General features: G+C 28.2%; 17 protein-coding genes and 1 pseudogene. 14 read left to right on the top strand and 4 right to left on the bottom strand.

Going from position 1 to position 18,764, the window contains the following annotated elements; translation table 11 throughout:
- Positions 1-50: 50 nt before the first annotated feature.
- From T483_RS0120930 to lepB, 10 genes and pseudogenes are all read left to right on the top strand, one after another.
- Positions 51-1,631 (top strand): [Fe-Fe] hydrogenase large subunit C-terminal domain-containing protein, encoded by a 1,581-nt coding sequence (locus T483_RS0120930; protein WP_035790415.1) that lies wholly within the window; start codon positions 51-53, stop codon positions 1,629-1,631.
- A gap of 465 nt (positions 1,632-2,096) precedes the next feature.
- Entirely contained in the window at positions 2,097-2,885 is a 789-nt protein-coding gene (locus tag T483_RS0120935) for a YdcF family protein (protein WP_026888588.1), read from the top strand.
- Between the two features lie 59 nt (positions 2,886-2,944).
- Entirely contained in the window at positions 2,945-3,805 is an 861-nt protein-coding gene (locus T483_RS0120940; RefSeq protein ID WP_026888589.1) for a putative RNA methyltransferase, read from the top strand.
- 241 nt (positions 3,806-4,046) lie between these two features.
- Positions 4,047-4,613: a DUF5317 family protein gene (locus T483_RS0120945; protein ID WP_026888590.1), complete on the top strand. Its 567-nt coding sequence runs from the start codon at positions 4,047-4,049 to the stop codon at positions 4,611-4,613.
- Complete coding sequence (locus T483_RS0120950; protein WP_026888591.1) at positions 4,591-5,040, top strand: hypothetical protein; 450 nt, start codon at positions 4,591-4,593, stop codon at positions 5,038-5,040. Before T483_RS0120945 ends, T483_RS0120950 begins: the two co-directional genes overlap by 23 nt.
- A 2-nt stretch (positions 5,041-5,042) precedes the next feature.
- A complete protein-coding gene (locus tag T483_RS0120955) occupies positions 5,043-5,663 on the top strand; it encodes an accessory gene regulator ArgB-like protein (protein WP_026888592.1) in 621 nt (206 codons plus the stop codon).
- Positions 5,664-5,706: 43 nt separating this feature from the next.
- Entirely contained in the window at positions 5,707-5,832 is a 126-nt protein-coding gene (locus T483_RS29600) for a cyclic lactone autoinducer peptide (protein ID WP_035790417.1), read from the top strand.
- Between the two features lie 58 nt (positions 5,833-5,890).
- A pseudogene (locus tag T483_RS29605) lies at positions 5,891-7,599 on the top strand (bifunctional diguanylate cyclase/phosphohydrolase).
- A gap of 152 nt (positions 7,600-7,751) precedes the next feature.
- The gene (locus T483_RS0120970) at positions 7,752-8,567 is read left to right on the top strand and encodes an alpha/beta fold hydrolase (protein ID WP_026888593.1); all 816 of its coding nucleotides are present in this window, start codon (positions 7,752-7,754) and stop codon (positions 8,565-8,567) included.
- 303 nt (positions 8,568-8,870) lie between these two features.
- Positions 8,871-9,413 carry a signal peptidase I gene (gene lepB / locus T483_RS0120975; RefSeq protein WP_026888594.1) on the top strand — a complete coding sequence of 181 codons (543 nt, stop codon included), beginning with the start codon at positions 8,871-8,873 and terminating at the stop codon, positions 9,411-9,413.
- A 27-nt stretch (positions 9,414-9,440) separates the two neighbouring features.
- Here lepB and T483_RS0120980 read toward each other — a convergent pair whose 3' ends face one another.
- Positions 9,441-9,767: a hypothetical protein gene (locus tag T483_RS0120980; protein WP_026888595.1), complete on the bottom strand. Its 327-nt coding sequence runs from the start codon at positions 9,765-9,767 to the stop codon at positions 9,441-9,443.
- A 447-nt stretch (positions 9,768-10,214) separates the two neighbouring features.
- On the opposite strand from T483_RS0120980, the gene T483_RS0120985 reads away from it, so the two are divergent.
- Positions 10,215-10,676, top strand: a complete 462-nt coding sequence (locus T483_RS0120985) for a hypothetical protein (RefSeq protein WP_026888596.1) — start codon at positions 10,215-10,217, stop codon at positions 10,674-10,676.
- Between the two features lie 243 nt (positions 10,677-10,919).
- On the opposite strand, the gene T483_RS0120990 is transcribed toward T483_RS0120985, so the two are convergent.
- Complete coding sequence (locus T483_RS0120990; protein ID WP_026888597.1) at positions 10,920-11,966, bottom strand: galactose ABC transporter substrate-binding protein; 1,047 nt, start codon at positions 11,964-11,966, stop codon at positions 10,920-10,922.
- 126 nt (positions 11,967-12,092) lie between these two features.
- On the bottom strand, positions 12,093-12,308 hold the full coding sequence (locus T483_RS0120995) for a helix-turn-helix domain-containing protein (RefSeq protein WP_026888598.1): 216 nt from the start codon (positions 12,306-12,308) through the stop codon (positions 12,093-12,095).
- 135 nt (positions 12,309-12,443) lie between these two features.
- Between T483_RS0120995 and T483_RS30640 the strand changes: the two genes are divergently transcribed.
- The 3 genes from T483_RS30640 (at position 12,444) to T483_RS0121010 (ending at position 16,543) form a co-directional block, all read left to right on the top strand.
- Positions 12,444-12,602: an aspartyl-phosphate phosphatase Spo0E family protein gene (locus tag T483_RS30640; protein ID WP_080697098.1), complete on the top strand. Its 159-nt coding sequence runs from the start codon at positions 12,444-12,446 to the stop codon at positions 12,600-12,602.
- Positions 12,603-12,851: 249 nt separating this feature from the next.
- On the top strand, positions 12,852-14,144 hold the full coding sequence (locus T483_RS0121005) for a hemolysin family protein (protein WP_026888599.1): 1,293 nt from the start codon (positions 12,852-12,854) through the stop codon (positions 14,142-14,144).
- Positions 14,145-14,509: 365 nt separating this feature from the next.
- Positions 14,510-16,543, top strand: a complete 2,034-nt coding sequence (locus T483_RS0121010; RefSeq protein ID WP_026888600.1) for a M13 family metallopeptidase — start codon at positions 14,510-14,512, stop codon at positions 16,541-16,543.
- A gap of 1,025 nt (positions 16,544-17,568) precedes the next feature.
- On the opposite strand, the gene T483_RS0121020 is transcribed toward T483_RS0121010, so the two are convergent.
- On the bottom strand, positions 17,569-18,462 hold the full coding sequence (locus T483_RS0121020) for an AraC family transcriptional regulator (RefSeq protein ID WP_026888602.1): 894 nt from the start codon (positions 18,460-18,462) through the stop codon (positions 17,569-17,571).
- Positions 18,463-18,764 lie beyond the last annotated feature (302 nt).

An 18,764-nucleotide genomic window follows, 5' to 3' on the forward strand; every position in this document is an offset into this window, starting at 1 on the left:
GAATATAAAAAGTAATTATAACTATAGAAATGAATAAAGTGGAGAAATATATGGGAAAGTCAAAAAAGGTTAATAGAATTGAAGGGAAAAACATCATACAAATAAATAAGAAAAAATGTATTGGATGTACGGCATGTGCTTTTACATGTGCTCAAGAAACTAAGATGGCTATATTAAAAGAAGTTGATTCGGGAAAGAAAACTGTGGAAACCAAAAATGGAAGCTTTGAGGATACGGGATGCTTATATTGTGGACAATGCACGCTTGCTTGTCCGACAGAAGCTATAGACGTAAGGAATGACTTAGAATTAGTAAAAGATGCTTTGAATAGCGGAAAGTATTTAGTTTTAACGGCATCTCCGGCAGTAAAAGCAACATTAGGAGAAGAATTTAATCTTCCAATTGGCACTTATGTTGGAGGGAAAATTGCTCCATCTGCAAAGAGATTAGGATTTCAAAAAGTATTTAATACTGATTTTGGAAATGATATGACAGTTGTAGAGGAGAGCAGTGAATTTATTAAGAGGATTGCAAATAAAGAAAAACTTCCTATGTTCACATCCTTTTGTCCTTCTTTTATACGTTATGCTGAGATATTTCATCCAGAAATATTAGATAATATATCTACGTCGAAATCCCCTCAACAGATGATGGGAGCGGGAATAAAAACATACTTTGCAGATGTCTATAATATTTTACCTACCAATATAGTTATTGTATCTGTACAGCCATGTAGTGCTAAAAAATATGAAGCTGAGAAAGAGGATATGGGGAGAGACGGTTATAAAGATATTGATATTGTTCTAACTGTGAGAGAATATGCAAATCTTTTAAAAGAGAAGGGAATAGATATAACTGCTATACCAGACGAAAAACCTGATGATTTTATGGGGGAATATACTGGGGCAGCAGCACTTTTTGGTATGAGCCAAGGGGCAATGCAAGCGATTTTTAGAACTGTAATGAGTTATTTAAAGAGTGATATATCTGAGGCTGAAAATATGACATTAAAACCAGTAGAAGGGTATAAGGAAATAGGAGAAGCGTTGGTTGCTTTAGGCAATAAAAATTGTAAAGTTGCAGTGATAAATGGTCTAAAAGAAATTGAAAAATTTTTAATCAGTAACAAATGGAAGGAATATTGTTTCATTGAAGTAGTAGCATGTAACGGCGGGTGCATAAATGGAGGAGGAACTCCTAGAATAAGTACAAAGTCTCAAATTAATGAAAATTTATGTATATCATGTGGTACTTGTATACAAAATTGCCCTGTTAATGCGATACAGTATAATATTAGAGGAAGGGCAGAGGTTAAAGAAGAAGAGTGTGTTGGATGTAAATTGTGTAATAACGTCTGCAGAGCTAAAGCTGTGCAGATAAAATATTATAGTAAATCCTCAAATGAGTTGTTAGGAAAAGATTATAAAATATTGAGAGCAGACACCCTAAGAAATATTGATAAAAAATCAATAAAAAGAGTGTCTGATGAAAATGAAAATCTTGAAAATATGTATAAAAGCTATATAGGAGATCCTAATGGTATAAAAGCAGAATCTTTATTTCATACTAGTTACATTGATAAATCTAACGAATTTGGAAATAGTAATACAAAAAAAAGACGGAAACATTAGTGGAAGTTGATAGAACAAATGTCGAAAAATAAATAAGAAATGCCTTGAAGTATATGGCGTTTATTGTTGAAATATGTTAATATATAGGTATACAAAAGATATAAACCCTCTCCCATTTATACCCACAGATAAGATAGAGTATTCTTAAATGAGTAATCTATCTTATTTTTTTATAATATTTTATTCTATAGATAAGCTTTCGTTAGAAAATATTTGATGGATTTGTAAGCAGGTTTTTTTGAATGAATTTTAATTTTATAATATATATTGTGATTATTGAAGCGTGAATTGAGCTAACAATTAATATGTTGGAGTTGGCCAATGCTATAAATAATATAAAGATAATAGAATGGCAAAAGAAATATACAAAGTTAATGAAAGACACGTGTATAATTTATGGTATAATTTATTAATTCATATTAGGGATAATTTTGTTATTATATGTTTTAGTAGGAGGAGATAACAATGAATAGTGAAGAAATCCAATATTGTATTAATAAAATATCTGAATTTTTAGCAGTTAGAGATATTAGCGCATTAAATCCTAAGGAACTAGAAAGAAAATTTGGATTTAAAAAAGTTGATGTATTAGTCTTATTAGGTAATTCGATCCCTTATACAGTACAGTGTGCTGTGAATGCATGGAAGAATAATATGTGTGATAAAATTTTAATTAGTGGTGGAATTGGACATTCTACTCAAATACTAAGGGATGAGGTAAGGAAAAACTCGAAATTTAATTTGATTAGGGTTGATGATAGATTAGAAGCTGATATATTCTTTGATATAATGACTAAAATTTATGGTGTTAGCGCAGAGAAAATTATTATAGAAAATAAATCTACGAATTGTGGAGATAATGCTAAAAAGACGATAGAATTATTATGCAAATTAAATATAGAATATAAATCTTTAATTTTAATTCAAGATCCTACTATGCAACTTAGAACTTTTGCTTCATTTTCTAAGTATACATATAGTAACAATGTTAAGTTAATAAACTATGCGCCATTCATTCCTAAGGTTGATATAAATTTAAAATTAAGTAATATTAGAATTAATGGAATTTGGGATGATAAAAGATACCTGGAACTTTTGATGGGAGAGATACCAAGATTAAGAGATAACGAAAACGGGTATGGACCTAGTGGAAAGGGATTTATAGTCCATGTGGATATACCAAGAGAAATAGAAGAAGTATATAATAGTCTAAAGACACTGATTAATAATGAAGATTTTTGTAGTAGATGTTGATTTTAGCAATTAAAACATAAAATATAGTACACAATGTATGGAAAGAGAGTTGTAAGTTTATGAATAATAGTTTTAATGAAACCTTGTTACTTTGCCCTGTTTGTAAGGAGACATTAGTTAAGGATATTTCAAATAAGATATATAGATGCAGTAACAAACATACATATGATATAGCAAAAGAAGGTTACGTAAACTTGTTAATCAGTAATCAGAAAAGAAGCAAGAATCCTGGTGATTCTAAGGAAATGGTCTTATCAAGAATAGATTTTTTATCTAGAGGATATTATAAGAAATTATCTGATAAAATAAACGAAATGATAGTTGACAGGGTGGCAGGGGACAGTAGTGACAAATTAAATATTGTAGATCTAGGATGTGGAGAAGGATATTATTTAACTAACTTAAAAGATTATGTAAATAAGAGGAATATTGAAGCTAACTACTATGGATTAGATGTTTCTAAAGAAGCTGTAAAATATGCAAGTAAATTAAACAAAGATTGCGTTTGGGCGGTAGGAAATAATTTTAATATACCACTTGGAGATAAAACAGTGGATTGTATTATTTCAGTATTTAGTCCTATAGATATTGACGAGTGTAATAGAATTTTAAAGGATAATGGAATATTTGTTAGAGTGTTACCTAGAACTAATCACTTAATACAACTTAGAAATATTATTTATTCCGAAGTCCATTTGAATGATAAAGTTTATAAAGCAAGTGCAGAAGAAAATGATTATATAGAAGAAGCTAATGTAACTTTTGATATAACATTAAATAAAGAAGAATTATTGAGTTTATTAAAGATGACACCTCACTATTGGAAGTCTACACCAGAGAATAAAGAGAAGTTAGAAGATTATCAATCTTTAGCTATAACTATAGATATGAGAATAGGCATATTTAAGAAGAAAATATAGTTAAGTAAAACTTAATCCGAATTTAATACAAAGATTATGTAGGAAGAGTTTACTTCAGGATTTTTATAACTAACTTATTAAATTTATCCTTTTATGGGTAAGGATATAGAAACTGTGCAAAATAGGTATTATAATATATATTAATATGTATAATAATTTATTTAAAACTCATAATTATTAGTTTTATTAGGACACAATTATTATATAAAAATTGAAATAGTAATTTGATCGCGGAGGGAATATGCCAGAAACAGTACTACTTGCATTCTTTTTAGCAAAAATTAGAGGATACAAAATATGTCCATTATTTAAATCATGGACTATTTATCCTCTAATTGTATTTGAAATACTCACGTTTATTGGACAAGTTGCAACTTTTTCGGGCAATTATGTGCTTATAAGAACAATAGGGAGATTAACACCTATTTATTTAATTACATATTTGTTGTTGATATTAAAATATGAATTATACATAAGTTCGATAATTGGGGCGTTTTTTATGATTTTAGGCGGCGCATTAAACGATATTGCAATAAAAGCTAATTGTGGATTTATGCCAGTTTACCAATCATTATCACGCCTTACAGGACGTTCATTAGAGAATTTTCGAGGAATGAATGATATTCATATATTAGGAAATGCACAAACTAAATTAAAGATATTAACTGACTTTATAGACTTAGGATACACTATTCTTAGCGTAGGTGATATATTTATAAGAGTATTTGTGTTTATAGTAATTTATAGTGCTTTAAAGAAAATTAATAATCAAGGGAGAAAAGAAAATGTTGAGATTAACAGTATTTGAATTTATATTTAGGTTAGTTCCAGAAGCATTTGTATTAATACTAGCAATGATAGCGTTATCTAATGTAAAACTTAATGCAAAAAGATATATAATTTCGAGTTTATTATTATCAGTATGCGAATATGGAATACGACTTTTGCCTATAAATTATGGAGTGCCAACCATACTTGATATATTTGTAATGATTATTATTATGTGGAGCATAAATAAAGCAGATGTGGTTTTGTCTATAAAGTCATCATTAATAATAACTATAGTTTTATTTATTATTGAAGGACTAAATATATTAGCATTAAATATTATTTTGAAGGACGAATTTGAAAAAATAATGTCAAATGTAATATTAAGAACAGTATATGGAGTGCCGTCATTACTATGTTTTGCAACTATATCTTTTATTTATTATTTAAAAAGAAGGAATGTTTAGATATGTTTAAGATTGAAAATATCTGTGAAAAAATTTCTAACTATATTGCTAAAGAATTAAATTTTGATGATGATAAAAAATCTGTAATAAATTATGGAATATTTGCATTTATTCAAATGGGAATCTGCATAGTCTTGGTTATAGCATTTGGATTAATTTTTAATGTTACTACTGAAGCGCTCATAGTATCATTTACTATAAGTATATTAAGAAAGAGTTCTGGTGGAGTTCATTCAAAATCTCCTGAACGATGTGCGATTATAGGTACAGCCTCAAGTGTTGGTATGGCATTAATATGTAAGTATATAAATGTTACTCTTAGCACTGTTATATTAAGTGGAGGTATTATATTTATATGGTCATATTACATTGTATATAAGTTGGTGCCTGTAGACAGTCTGGCAAAACCTATCAAAAGCATTGAAAGGAGAAATAAGTTTAAAAAAGTCTCTATCAAGATACTAAGTACGTATTTGATTATTATAATAAGTAATATTTTATGTTATATGTACTTGGAAAACTTTAGATTATTGACCTATTCATTATGCATATATATGGGGATATTATGGCAAGTTTTCTCTTTAACTAAAAGTGGACATTTAATATTGGGAAAGTTAGGATAAATTTGGAACCTTTATTTTGTTATATTGTAAGGAGGTGAGATTAATGAAAAATAGAATTTTAATGAGTATAGCAACATTAGCAACAATTATTGCTTCAATAATGGCAACTTCAGCATGTTGGTATGGTCACTATCAGCCACAGGAACCAAAGTGCTTAAGAGAAGAGTAATTTCGCAATAAGACCAATATATATTGGTCTTATTGTGACCTATTATGAGGTATATGATATGAGAAGAGGAAAAAATAATAAACAAAAACAAGTAAATGATATAGTATCTGTAGTGAAATTGTCTGTACTTTTGCTTATAGGTATAATTTTATGTGAAAATTTTATTAAAAGTGATAGCAGGATAATATGGGTTCCAGAAGTATATTATACGTTGATATGTTTATTTATACCGTTAATGGTATCTGTTTTGATTTATTTAATATGGATTTTTTCGACTAAAAATAGATTTAATAAAAGATATGTAGACATTATCAATAAAATCGAAATAGCAATATTTATAATAGTGTTTTCGATAATTATATTTATATGTGGAGTAAATGAAAGCCAATATAAATTTTTGTATTTGTTTATAATAATAACAACAACGATTCAATATGGAATGAAACAAGGTATTATAGTTTCCTGTATTTCATCTCTAATTATTTTAGCGATGGACTTATTTATGGAACCTAGTTTAATAGTAAATACATATTTTGAAAATGATTTAATCCTGGCAGGGGTATTTATTTTGACTGCATGGCCTTTGGGGTTCTATGTAAAGATAGAAGCAGAACATATTAAAAAGCTAGAAGAGCTAATAAATATTGATGGTCTTACTGAACTTTATAATCATAGATATTTCTGTGAGTCATTAGCAGAGAAAGTTAAGAATGGAGATAGGAATAACAGGCCTGTATCCATGATTTTTATAGATATAGATTATTTTAAGCAATATAATGATACCCATGGTCATCAAAAAGGTGATTACGTCCTTAGAAAAATGGGTGAAATTATTAAAAGTAACATAGGAGAAGAAGATATTGCAGCAAGATATGGGGGCGAAGAATTTGCGATAATACTGTCTGATACAAACGAGGAAGAAGCGATGCATACGGCAGAAAATTTAAGGAAGAAAATAGAGTGTACGCATTTTGATGGGGAAGAAAGTCAGCCTAAAGGGAAGGTGACAGTTTCAATAGGGGTATCAGTCTATCCAGATAAAGCGAGAAATGATATAGAATTAATAAAAAGTGCAGATGATGCGTTATATAGAGCAAAATTTTTCAATAAGAATAGAGTTGAAGCATATACTTCAATTTTAGATGAAATTAAAAAAATATAGATGAAAAAGATATTGAACTTGTCACTTCAATAAAAACCTTGATTAGTGTTATTAATGCTAAAGATAGGTATACTTATGGTCATGTAGAAAGAGTTGTAATGTATAGTGGAATGATTGCTGATAAACTCAAATTAAGCAAAAGGGAAAAAGAAATTTTAATTTATGGTGCCTATATGCATGATATTGGTAAGATTAACATTAATAAAGAAATATTAATGAAAAAAATGAGGCTAACAGATGAAGAATGGGAATTATTAAAGCAACATCCTGCTAATGGAGTTGAAATTATAAAGTCTGTAGATTCGCTTAAAGATATCATACCTTTAATTATAAGTCATCATGAAAGGTATGATGGGAACGGATATCCTAATAAATTAAAAGGCAGAGAAATACCTTATTTAGCAAGAATTCTGACAGTTGTGGATAGTTTTGATGCAATGACATCAAATAGACCATATAATACTAGAAAAACTTATAAGGAAGCAGCAGAGGAACTTGAAAAATGCAGTGGAACACAATTTGATCCTGAAATCTCGGCGGCTTTCGTTGAAATAGTAAGAAAGAATGAGGGAGAGTCTTTTATAGAAGGAGTAAGCGATACATGATAAATACAAGTACAAATAAATTCTGAGTATTTATTTTAATTAAACTACATTTTACTATTCATTATAGAAAATTAAGGTAGTAATTCACCTATTTGCTTTAAAAGAATAAGCTGTTTTTAGAAAGAAAGTTTATTAAATGGAGGCATTTTTATATGGGTTACTATATTAAAGTAGAACCAGATGTGAAAGTTTATGTGGAGGATCTTAATGAAGAAGGAAGAAATACAATTGTATTCTTACATGGTTGGCCAGGAAGTCATAAATTATTTGAATACCAGTTTAATATACTTCCTAAAATGGGATATAGGTGTATTGGGATAGATCAGAGAGGCTTTGGTGAATCAGATAAGCCATATAGAGGGTATGACTATGATAGATTATCGGATGATGTTAGAAGAGTTGTGGAAGTGCTTAATTTAAAAAACTTTACATTGCTAGGTCATTCTACAGGTGGAGCAATCGCTATTAGATATATGTCAAAATATGATAATGACAAAGTTTCTAAATTAGTTCTTTGTGCAGCGGCAGCGCCAAGTCTTATTCAAAGATCTTATTTTCCTTATGGGTTGCGGAAACAAGCTGTTATTGACATAATTAAAGGAACATATAATGATCGAGCTAAAATGCTTCAAAGTTTTGGAGAAATTTTTTTCTATAAGCATATTACTGAGCCGTTCTCAAACCGGTTCTTTCAGCTTGGATTGCAGGCAGCTGGCTGGTCTACAGCAGAAATTGCCAATACTTGGCTAGGTGAGGAAAGTTTATTTTCTGATCTTGAAAAAATTAATGTTCCAACCTTGATACTCCATGGTATTCATGATCAAGTTTGTTTGTTTGGTTTGGGTGAAGCTCAGAAACAAAGCATTAAGAATTCAAAAATTGTGCCATTTACTGAAAGTGGGCATGGATTATTCTACGATGAAAAAGAAAAATTTAATGCAGAGCTAACAAAATTCATTGAACAATAACATTTATGGGAGGGAAATGAATGTTATTAAATGATATCTTGATTTTAACTAGAAGATAGGAATATGATATAGGAAAATATATTTCTTTATAAGGTTACAAATTCTGAATAATATATATTGTTTAGAATAGTACCTTATGTTTTCTTTTAAGATGATTAATATAAAATAAGTAAACTTGACTAATTCGTATTTTACTGGTAAGTTAAATAAATGGTTGCTAAATTAATCTGTATATAATAAATATATCCATATGTAACGGGAAAAGCAGAAAAATTAATTATAATCTAGGAAGGGTGATATGCTTTGGAAGAAAGTATTAAAATAGAAGAAAAAGGTAAGAAGAAAAGTAATTTTTTTAAAGATTGGATAATACCAATATTTTGTGCTTTAGTAATAGCGTTTTTATTAAGACAATTTGTATTTTTTAATGTATATGTGCCAACAGGATCGATGATACCAACTATAAATTTAAATGATAAAATCTTAGTAACAAGAATACATAACTTTGATAATCTAAAAAGAGGAAACGTAATTGTATTTTACTCAGATGAACTTAAAGAAACTTTAGTAAAGAGATTAATAGGTTTACCAGGCGATAAGATAGACATAAAAAATGGTGCGGTATTTGTAAATGGAGAAAAGTTAGAAGAAGATTATGTGAAAAATAAGGATGATTATAATGGATCCTTTGAAGTACCACAAGGAAAGTATTTTTTCTTAGGAGATAATAGACCTGTATCATTAGATGCAAGGTATTGGAAAGAACACTATATAGATAGCTCTAAAATAGAAGGAAAGGCTCAATTTATATTTTATCCTTTTAAAGACTTTGGGATGTTAAAATAATGTAATTAAACCACTCGAGAGAGTGGTTTAATTTATGCTTATAAAATTAGCAGCTATTTCTCCGGAGCCAATTACTGATACTATATCACCTTTCACCATAGGGCCTAAGTTGATTGTTTCATTAACTGTATCGAACCTCTTGAAAAATTTTATATCTCCATCAGGATCTATAATAATTAAACTTGTAATGTTATTAGGGGTTATAAGTTTTGCAGTGTAATTCTCTTTGCTACTTTCAGAAATTTTATATATGCCTTGATTATAAGTATTTGCTATTGGAATTGTCGCATTAGCAGTGGTTATAGGAAAGATGAAAAATATTAAAATAGTTGCTAAGAAGTTTTTGGTTTTCATAATTTATACCTCGCTTTAGTATTGTTAGAATTTTTTAAACGCAGCCAATAAAATAATGGCTGCGTCTTTTATTAAGTTAATTAGAGGAATAGAGATTAATGCATTAAATATATTCTGCAAAATCATTATCTATTATACTTAAATATCAAATTTATAAAAAGATAATAAAAATAATAGAATATTTTGTCGGATTATGTTATTATATAAGTGTACAAAAAAGTATGTTTCAAATTATATAAAACCTTAATAATCTCATAATCTCTTATAAATATAGGTGCAGTCAATTTAGACTGCACCTTTTGTTATGCTCCATTAATATAAATTAAGAGTATAATTCATATATGATTTATTAAAAATTATTTATATGATATTAATATAAGAAAAAGTGGCTTTTAAGGAGGCTATTTCATAATATGTGTTATAAAATAATATAGAAGGATGCATATAATGTTAAAATCAATTTTAAAGCCAATGGAGAAAATTCTCGTTAGTAGGTTTGCCAAGTCGGGAGTGAAAGATGATCTATCAAAACATCCAGATTATATTTCAAAAGCACGAGAAATTTGGGATATGATTGATGAGGATTTTGGAATTTCAAATACGATAGAAAATATGTTGAAATTAAAAATAGATAAGTTTGATAATACTTTAATATCTAGATTTCCTGAATTAACAAAAGAGGATATTGAGGAATTAAAGCAAAGTATACTCGGAAATTTAAATCCAAGCAAAAATTTTGCATTAGGTAATGCAAATGTAATTAAAGAATTAAGCGATATTAATTCTAAGTTACAAGAGGAAAATGAAAAATTAAAAAGTGAATTAATGCAATTTGAATCATTATTTACTTCAACTAGTGATTCGAAATTAAGTAAGATAGAAACAATCACTAATAAAGATGAAAAATAATAAATTTATAACTTAATTAAGAGTAGCCGTTTGGTTACTCTTAATATCATGTAGGATATCACAAATTTATCTATGTTATTTTAGTGGAGACAAGTGTAAAAAACTATTTTTTATTAGATATATTCAGATAGTAAGTCTAAAATTAAAACTCTAGCAAGCCAAGTTCCCAATTAAGGCTGGAATGTATAAACCTAATTTCAAAATGTATACAATAAATAATTATATAAATAATTTCAATTCTATTTATTGTTTATATTCACTGTAAGGCATTTCTATTACAAACCCGGTTTCATTAAATTTATATTTTGTATCACTAAGAGGTGGGCGATTATAAATTAAATTCAATCCAACCTTATAAAGAGCTTCTGCCATAGCAGAAGGATCTTGAGTAACAGTACCGAGCATAGAACCTTTCTTAATTAATTCCCTAGCTTCTGGTATTGCGTTGGCCCCAATAACTGGTATTGATTTGCTGCCTAGGTTGTAACCATATTTTTGCAAGGCATTAATGGCTCCTATAGCTAAGGTATCGTTAGTTGCAATTATAGCTTCAATTTTATCACCGTACTTTAGAAACGTTGATTCCATAATCATTTGGGCAGCTTCTTTAGTTCCTTCTGAAGATATTCTGGAAAGCTCTTCTGTTTTTATTCCAGCCTCATTAATTGTTAATATAGAATACTTCGCTCTTGCAGTAGTTAAGGTGTTATTGCTTTTATCTGTTATCATAATGTATTGAAGGATATTATCTTTATTTTTATCCAGAGCTGTTTTACTATTGTTCCATGCATTAACAATTAAATTTCCTTGCAGAATTCCAGATTGTTCAGCTGCTGTTGCTATTACAAGAGCTCTAGGATAGGATTGGATTGAAGTTGTTACAAATGGTACTACATTAAATAAAATTACAGGAATATTTTTCTGTTTTACTTTATTGATAAATGAGTCTATGTTATTGGCATCCAAGTCAACTAAGTTTGCCAATAAAAGATCAAAATCAGTTGAAAGTGTTGAATTTATAAGCTCATTTTGTATATCTTTATTATTCTTTCCGTCAAGAAATATAAATTCCAGATTGTTAGCGTTTTCTTTTTGAATTCTTTCTAAATTATCACGAACTAAAGAAATGTAAGCGTCATTAAATGAAGAGATAAGTACGACTATTTTTACGCTTTTTTCTGGTTTAATTGATGCGTTTGCATATATATTATTTTTAACTATATTTAACGACGTAACGATAAATAATGTTAAGGTAATAGTAAAAAACATTATTTTTTTTAATACCTTCATTTCAATCCTCCGAGTTATTAATATAATTTTAGGTTGTCTTTTAGCAACAAAAATATTCGTTATTTTCTTAATACAATTTATTAGGTGTGATTTGGAGGGAGTTTAGATTAATATGCCAAGTGCTTTTTACTTACTAAAAGAATTTTTGCTTTCTATAAAGTATAAAAAAATTTCAATAGAATCTAAATTTAATTCCTTCGACAATTTCAAAATAAAATTAATATTAGGATTACAAAGAGAAGGATGCCTTTCTAATTTAGATAGATAACTTTTGCTGATTCCCAATTTTTTTGCTAATTTCGACTGAGTTAAATTTAATTCTCTTCTTTTTCTCTTTAACATACTTGTCACCTCATTCTATTACTTGCAAAGAACGTCGAAAGTTTCCTGGTAGTAAACAATATTTGTTATATAATGTAATTGTTAATGGGATTAAATACAATATATAGCTAAAAAGTATTTTGTTGGAGGTGGGGTATGGATAAAAAGAAAGAAATTGAAGAATTAAGGGATAAATTAAATAAAACAATTACTGAAAAAATGGACTATAATAAAATTTTGAAGTTAAGTCAGGAGTTGGACATATATATAGTTGAAGTAATGAAAGCAGATTCAGAAAGTATGGGAAAAGAGTAAATAGAAATTAATTCAAGTGGACAAACTTGGTAAAAAGTATTCCTCGTAAGTGTGAATGAGTGGATTTTATTTCTGCAAAAAAATAGTAGGGTTTAATTAATTGGAGAATGGAGAATATAAAATAAAATGAATGATTAACTGTTTATGCCCTAACTTATTAAATAATATATGTTATAATGTTAATTAGTATTTAAAATAGTATTATATAGTAGCATGCATACAATAACTTAGGAGGGAAACTATCAATATATGATTATAATATTAAATGTTATTATTGTAATTTTGCTTGTATTTATGAATGGCTTTTTTGTAGCAACAGAATTTGCAATGGTAAAGGTAAGAAAATCAAGGATAGAAACATTAGCGATAGATGGAAATAAAAATGCAAAGCATACATTAAAAGTTGTTAAGGATTTAAATTCGTATTTATCTGCATGTCAATTAGGAATAACATTAGCCTCATTAGGACTTGGTTGGGTTGGAGAGCCTGCATTCGCGGAAATGTTAAGACCGTTAATAAATTTATTTAATTTGCCGGAAATAACGTTGCATTCAATTTCAGTGGTTTTAGGATTTTCAATTATAACTGGACTTCATATTGTACTTGGTGAATTGGCGCCTAAATCATTAGCGATTATAAATACTGAAAATATAGCTATGTATACCGCTTTACCGCTTATAGCTTTTTATAGATTAACTTATCCGATAATGTGGACCTTTAATCATAGTACTAATTTAGTTTTAAAGATATTTGGGATTTCACAAATGGATGAGCAAGAAGCAGCTCATACAGATGAGGAAATAAAGCTTTTAGTTGAAGATAGTTATAAACATGGGTTAATAGATCAAACAGAATTAACTTTTGTGGATAATATATTCGATTTTTCAGAGAAAACAGTAAGAGATATCATGATACCGCGTACTGATATGGCATGTATTTTCATTGAAGATACTTTTGAAGAAATTATAAATTATGCTTTAGAAGAGCAATTAACTAGATATCCTATATGTAAAGATAGTAAAGATAATGTAATTGGATTTATACATATCAAGGATTTATATAAACTTAAATTTGAAGGCAATGAAAACATAGAAGGAATTATTAGAGAAATTAAATTTGTTCCTGAATCATTATCAATCGGGGAGTTATTTAAAACTTTTAAAAAGGAAAAAGCACAAATGGCAATAATTATAGATGAATTTGGTGGTACAGCAGGACTTGTAACAACCGAAGATATTTTAGAAGAAATTGTTGGTGAAATTCAAGATGAATTTGATGATGATGGTGAAGAGGAAATAAGAGAAACTGATAATGGTAGTTATGTTGTTGACGGCAAGGTTCTAATTGGAGATATAAATGAACTTTTAGATACTAATATTGAAGCTGAAAACATTGATACAATTGGCGGGTGGATTTACTCTCAATTGAAGTCATACCCAAAACCTAAAGAAAAGATAAATTATGACAAGTATGAATTTATAATTTTAAAATGTGATAGAAAAAGAATAAATCAAGTATTAATTAAAACCTTAAATGAATGATTTAAAACAGTGCTTTTAGATATTGCTACATATCTGAGGTGCTGTTTTTTTTATTCTTTAGGAATTCATATTCCAATAAAATCTATGGATAACTTAAAAAAGGTTGATTGACTAGTTTTTTATTTTAAAAAGAATAAAAAAGAAATCTTATTCGCCTGCCAAATTTTTCTCACATGCGTTCGTAAAGGCAGATGCGTGAAAAAATCTCCGGCTCCACAGTCGCCTGCGATTTTGTTCTTAAGAGTTAAGGTTATAAAATTTATTTAAGATTAAATTAAGTTTTTTAGAATTGTAAAAAAATAAATAGGATGTATAATTGTTATGAATTACCAAAAAGTATAGAAGGAAGAGGGGATGAATTTTAAATGAGGAAATTAAAAGCAAGAGGAATTATAGCAGCTACGCTGATATGTTCATTTTTAATGTGCCAAGGAACTTATGCAAAAGCAGCAGAATCAGCTGATATAAATAGCGCAATCGTGCCAAGTTCATTGAGAATGCAAGATGATTTTTATTCAGCGGTAAATAGAGAATGGTTAAACACAGCTAAAATTGATATTGGTAAAACATCTAATTCAACATTTATGGAAACTAATAAAGTGTTAACAGAACAAAAAAAGCAAATAATAGATGATTTGTTAGCTAATGAAAAAAATTACACAGAGAATAGTGATGAAAAGAAGATAATTAATTTATACAAAAATACTTTAAATATTGATGCAAGGAATAAGCAAGGAATTGAACCGATAAAAGAAATGTTGGAAGAATTGAGAAATATTAGAACAATAGATGATCTTTCGGCATTGACGCCTGAATCAAAAGTTGAAAGTCCTTTAATAGAATTTTCTTGTTCTGTAGATTTAAAAGATGCAACAAAAAATGCTCTTTATATAGAACCAACACCTCTTAGTTTAGGAAATTCAGATGAGTATGTAAAGCCAACGGAAAATAGTGCAAGAATTAAAAGCTTGGCAGAAAATTATTATAATACAGTTTTAACATTAAGCGGGTATACAAAAGAACAAGCTAAAAGTAAAGTGGACAACTTATTTAAATTTGAAAGTACAATAGCATCATCAATAAAGGGGAAAGAAGAAACATCAAAAAATAATAATTCTATAGATGAAGAATATAATGTATATACTCTAGATCAGCTTGATTCTTTGGCACCAAACCTAAGAATAAAAACCATTATGAAAAATTTTAAAGTAGATAATGCAAATAAAATAATTTTGACACAACCGAAATGGTTTCAGGCCTTAAATGATGTATACAAACAAGAAAACTTGCAAATGATAAAAGATTATATTGAAATTATCAATATAACTAGCGCGTCACGGTATTTGGGAGAAGATTTTGAAAAAGCTGAAACTGACTTTAGAAACGCACTTTTAGGATCACAAGGAGATATTTCTGGAGATGAAAAAGCTATTAATATGGTTAATTCAGCATTAGGTGAACCTTTTGGTAAAGTTTACATTAAAAAGTATTTCTCAGATAAGGTTAAAGAAAATGTTAAAGATATGACTAATGAAATAATAGAAACTTATAAAAAGAGAATAAATAATCTTGATTGGATGAGTGGTGCTACTAAGGAAAGAGCCATTGAAAAATTGGACAAACTCAATGTACAAATTGGATATCCAGATAAATGGGGAGATTATTCAAAGTTGGAAATAAGATCATATGAAAACGGAGGATCTCTTTGGGAAAATATTCAGAACTTAGGTAAGTTCGCTTATGAAAAGTCTATAAGCAAGCTAAATCAACCTGTTGATAAATCAAGATTTGCGTGTACACCACAAACAATTAATGCCTTTTATAATCCGTCAGCCAATACCATAACAGTTCCAGCAGGAATATTACAAGGTGCGTTTTATGATGTAAATTCTAGTAAGGAAAAAAACTTAGGTGCAATAGGTGCAATTATAGGTCATGAAATAAGTCATGCATTTGATAATACTGGAGCTAAATTTGATGCAGATGGAAATTTAAATAATTGGTGGAGCACAGATGATTATAAAAAGTTTGAAGAAAAGACTAATAAAGTTAGACAATTTTATAATACTGTCAAAGTAGATGACGGCAAAAATGTAAATGGAGATCTTACTGTGGGAGAAAATATAGCTGATATAGGTGGAGCGGCTTGTGCTTTAGATATTTTAAAGAAAATGCCTAATCCAGATTATAAGGCCTTCTTTGAAAGCAATGCTACCATGTGGCGTGAAATTGGCACAAAAGAATATGAAGATTATAAACTTGAATATGATGTTCATTCGCCAAATAAAGTGAGAGACAATATAGTATTAGCACAATTTGATGAATTCTATAAAACATATGGAATTAAAGAGACTGATAAGATGTATGTTAAACCAGAAGATAGAATGAAAATTTGGTAGTAAATTAGAATTTATTTTGTGAAAGAGTTTCAAGAAATAAGTCGGATAAACCTAATGTATTTGAATCGTTTTATATTACAACAATAAATTGTTAATAAAATTACGCGTATTGTAATTGAGATTCCGTATTTTGGTTTTAATTGAACAATTAGGATACTAAAATTTAAAATGTGGCGTTATTACTTTAAGATATATTTAATGAAAGATAAAGACACCACTAATGGTGCCTTTATCTTTTATTGAGTTATGATTTAGGAATTATTTTTTGCAGATACTTTAAGAAAATTAGAATGCAAACTTTTTAAATGACTTAAAAAGTATATATATACAGTATCAAATATAAAACAGAAAAGTCCTAAAGCGATGATCAATCCACTATGCAAAATAATACTAAATGAGATTGTGCCTGCTAAGGTACCAATGCATTTAGTAATGGCTATAGTTAGACTTTGTCCCTTCATATCGGATCTACTGACAAGCATTATTATGAATAAGATAGACATTATGAGATTTTGAATAAAAGCGGAGTAAAATTTAGTTGAATCACCAAATTCCATGATAAAGAAATATTGGATAACAAAAGACATTATGAATACAATCAAAGTCCATGGCCAGAAGTATTCCTTATTTGTATGTTTTGGAAAATATCGTTTCCCATATAATAGGTAAGTTAAAACAACTAAAATATCTAAGCATAGCCAAATTAAAGAGATGTAAGTTGTAATATTTAATATATTGACTTTTAAATTGAAATAAGAATTAATACTTTCCCAGGCAAAATTAAGAGTTAAAGCAATAAATGGAATTCCGCAAGTTTTATCCCTAAAACCTAAATGAATTAATTTTATATAAACAATCGACCAACAAAATCCACATACTAATAACAAAAATAATACCATGAAATTTCTCCTTTATAATTTTTAGATTATAATTATAAAAGTTAATTAATTAGATGTTAATATATGATATTCAGAATCTAAGAAAACTAGACTCATATTTATCAATTTGAATTAATAAATATGAGTCTAGTTTTCTTTTTTTAGATCTTCTATTGGCTGATATACGTAGAGTTCACAGTAATTGTCTTTGGATCTTGAATTGTCTATATATTCGAACCTGAAGGTGGCGGCAAATTTATAACCAGATTTAAAAATCCATTTTCTATATAACTGAACTAATAAACGGCCTAAATGTCTTCCGTTAAGATCATCTGGACGAAAGAAACCAACAAAACGGAAAACTACATATTTATGAGCTGGTATAGAAATACTAATCATTCCTTCAGGTATAGTACTTATATCAGAAACTTGGACACTTGGAATGTAATATATGAAGTCATCACTACCCCAATCTGTAAAGCCAAAGTATTCATGTGGATTTATCAAATTGCTAATTTTATGTTTATGATTATAGAAGAAGTCCCGGCCATATGAATTTGCACTTTTATCCCCAGATTTACTTAATATCTTATGCTTTATTCCAATCAAATTGAATTTTTGTTTAAAGACAAATTGAGGATTATATGTAATAGAATTACCTATGGATAAGATATCATTACAATTAATTTTTTCTTTAAGTATTAAACTCAAAGAAATCTTATCGGATCTTATTTTAAGAGGTGTATGTCCGAAACATTTTTTAAATGCTCTAATATAAGATTGTTCATAATCAAATCCATACTCAAGAGCAATATCTATAATTCGCATGGTTGTATTAATTAATTCGTTAAGGCTAGATGTTAATTTTCGACCTTGAACATATTCCATAATAGATTCACCGGTTAAAGATTTAAAGATTCTGTGTAGATAATATTTTGATATTCCTGTATGGAGTGAGATGTCATCCAAAGAAATTTTGTTATAGAGGTTATTTTCAATATAATCTACAGTTTCAATAATAGTTTCTTTTAAGTCTTTCATATTTTAAACACCTTTTCTAAAAATAGTTATTGAGATAAATGAAAAATAATAAGGTAATAATTTTATATAATATATTTGATACTGAGCAAAATTAAATATATTAATTTATTCATTTTGGAAATATATCGGACATTAAAAAAGCAATATCTGTTCATTTTGATTAACAATTTACATATAAAATCATATTGAAAGACGATATTAAATTGTTTAGATTTATTATATCGATTAAAAGTTATAAAGTAAATACTTTGTAAATTAGAAAGAATTATGCTGTATTGGTTACAAAAAGTAGGAGGTTTAGT

The sequence above is a fragment of the Clostridium beijerinckii HUN142 genome, assembly GCF_000621745.1.
Taxonomy (GTDB): Bacteria; Bacillota; Clostridia; order Clostridiales; family Clostridiaceae; genus Clostridium; species Clostridium beijerinckii_A.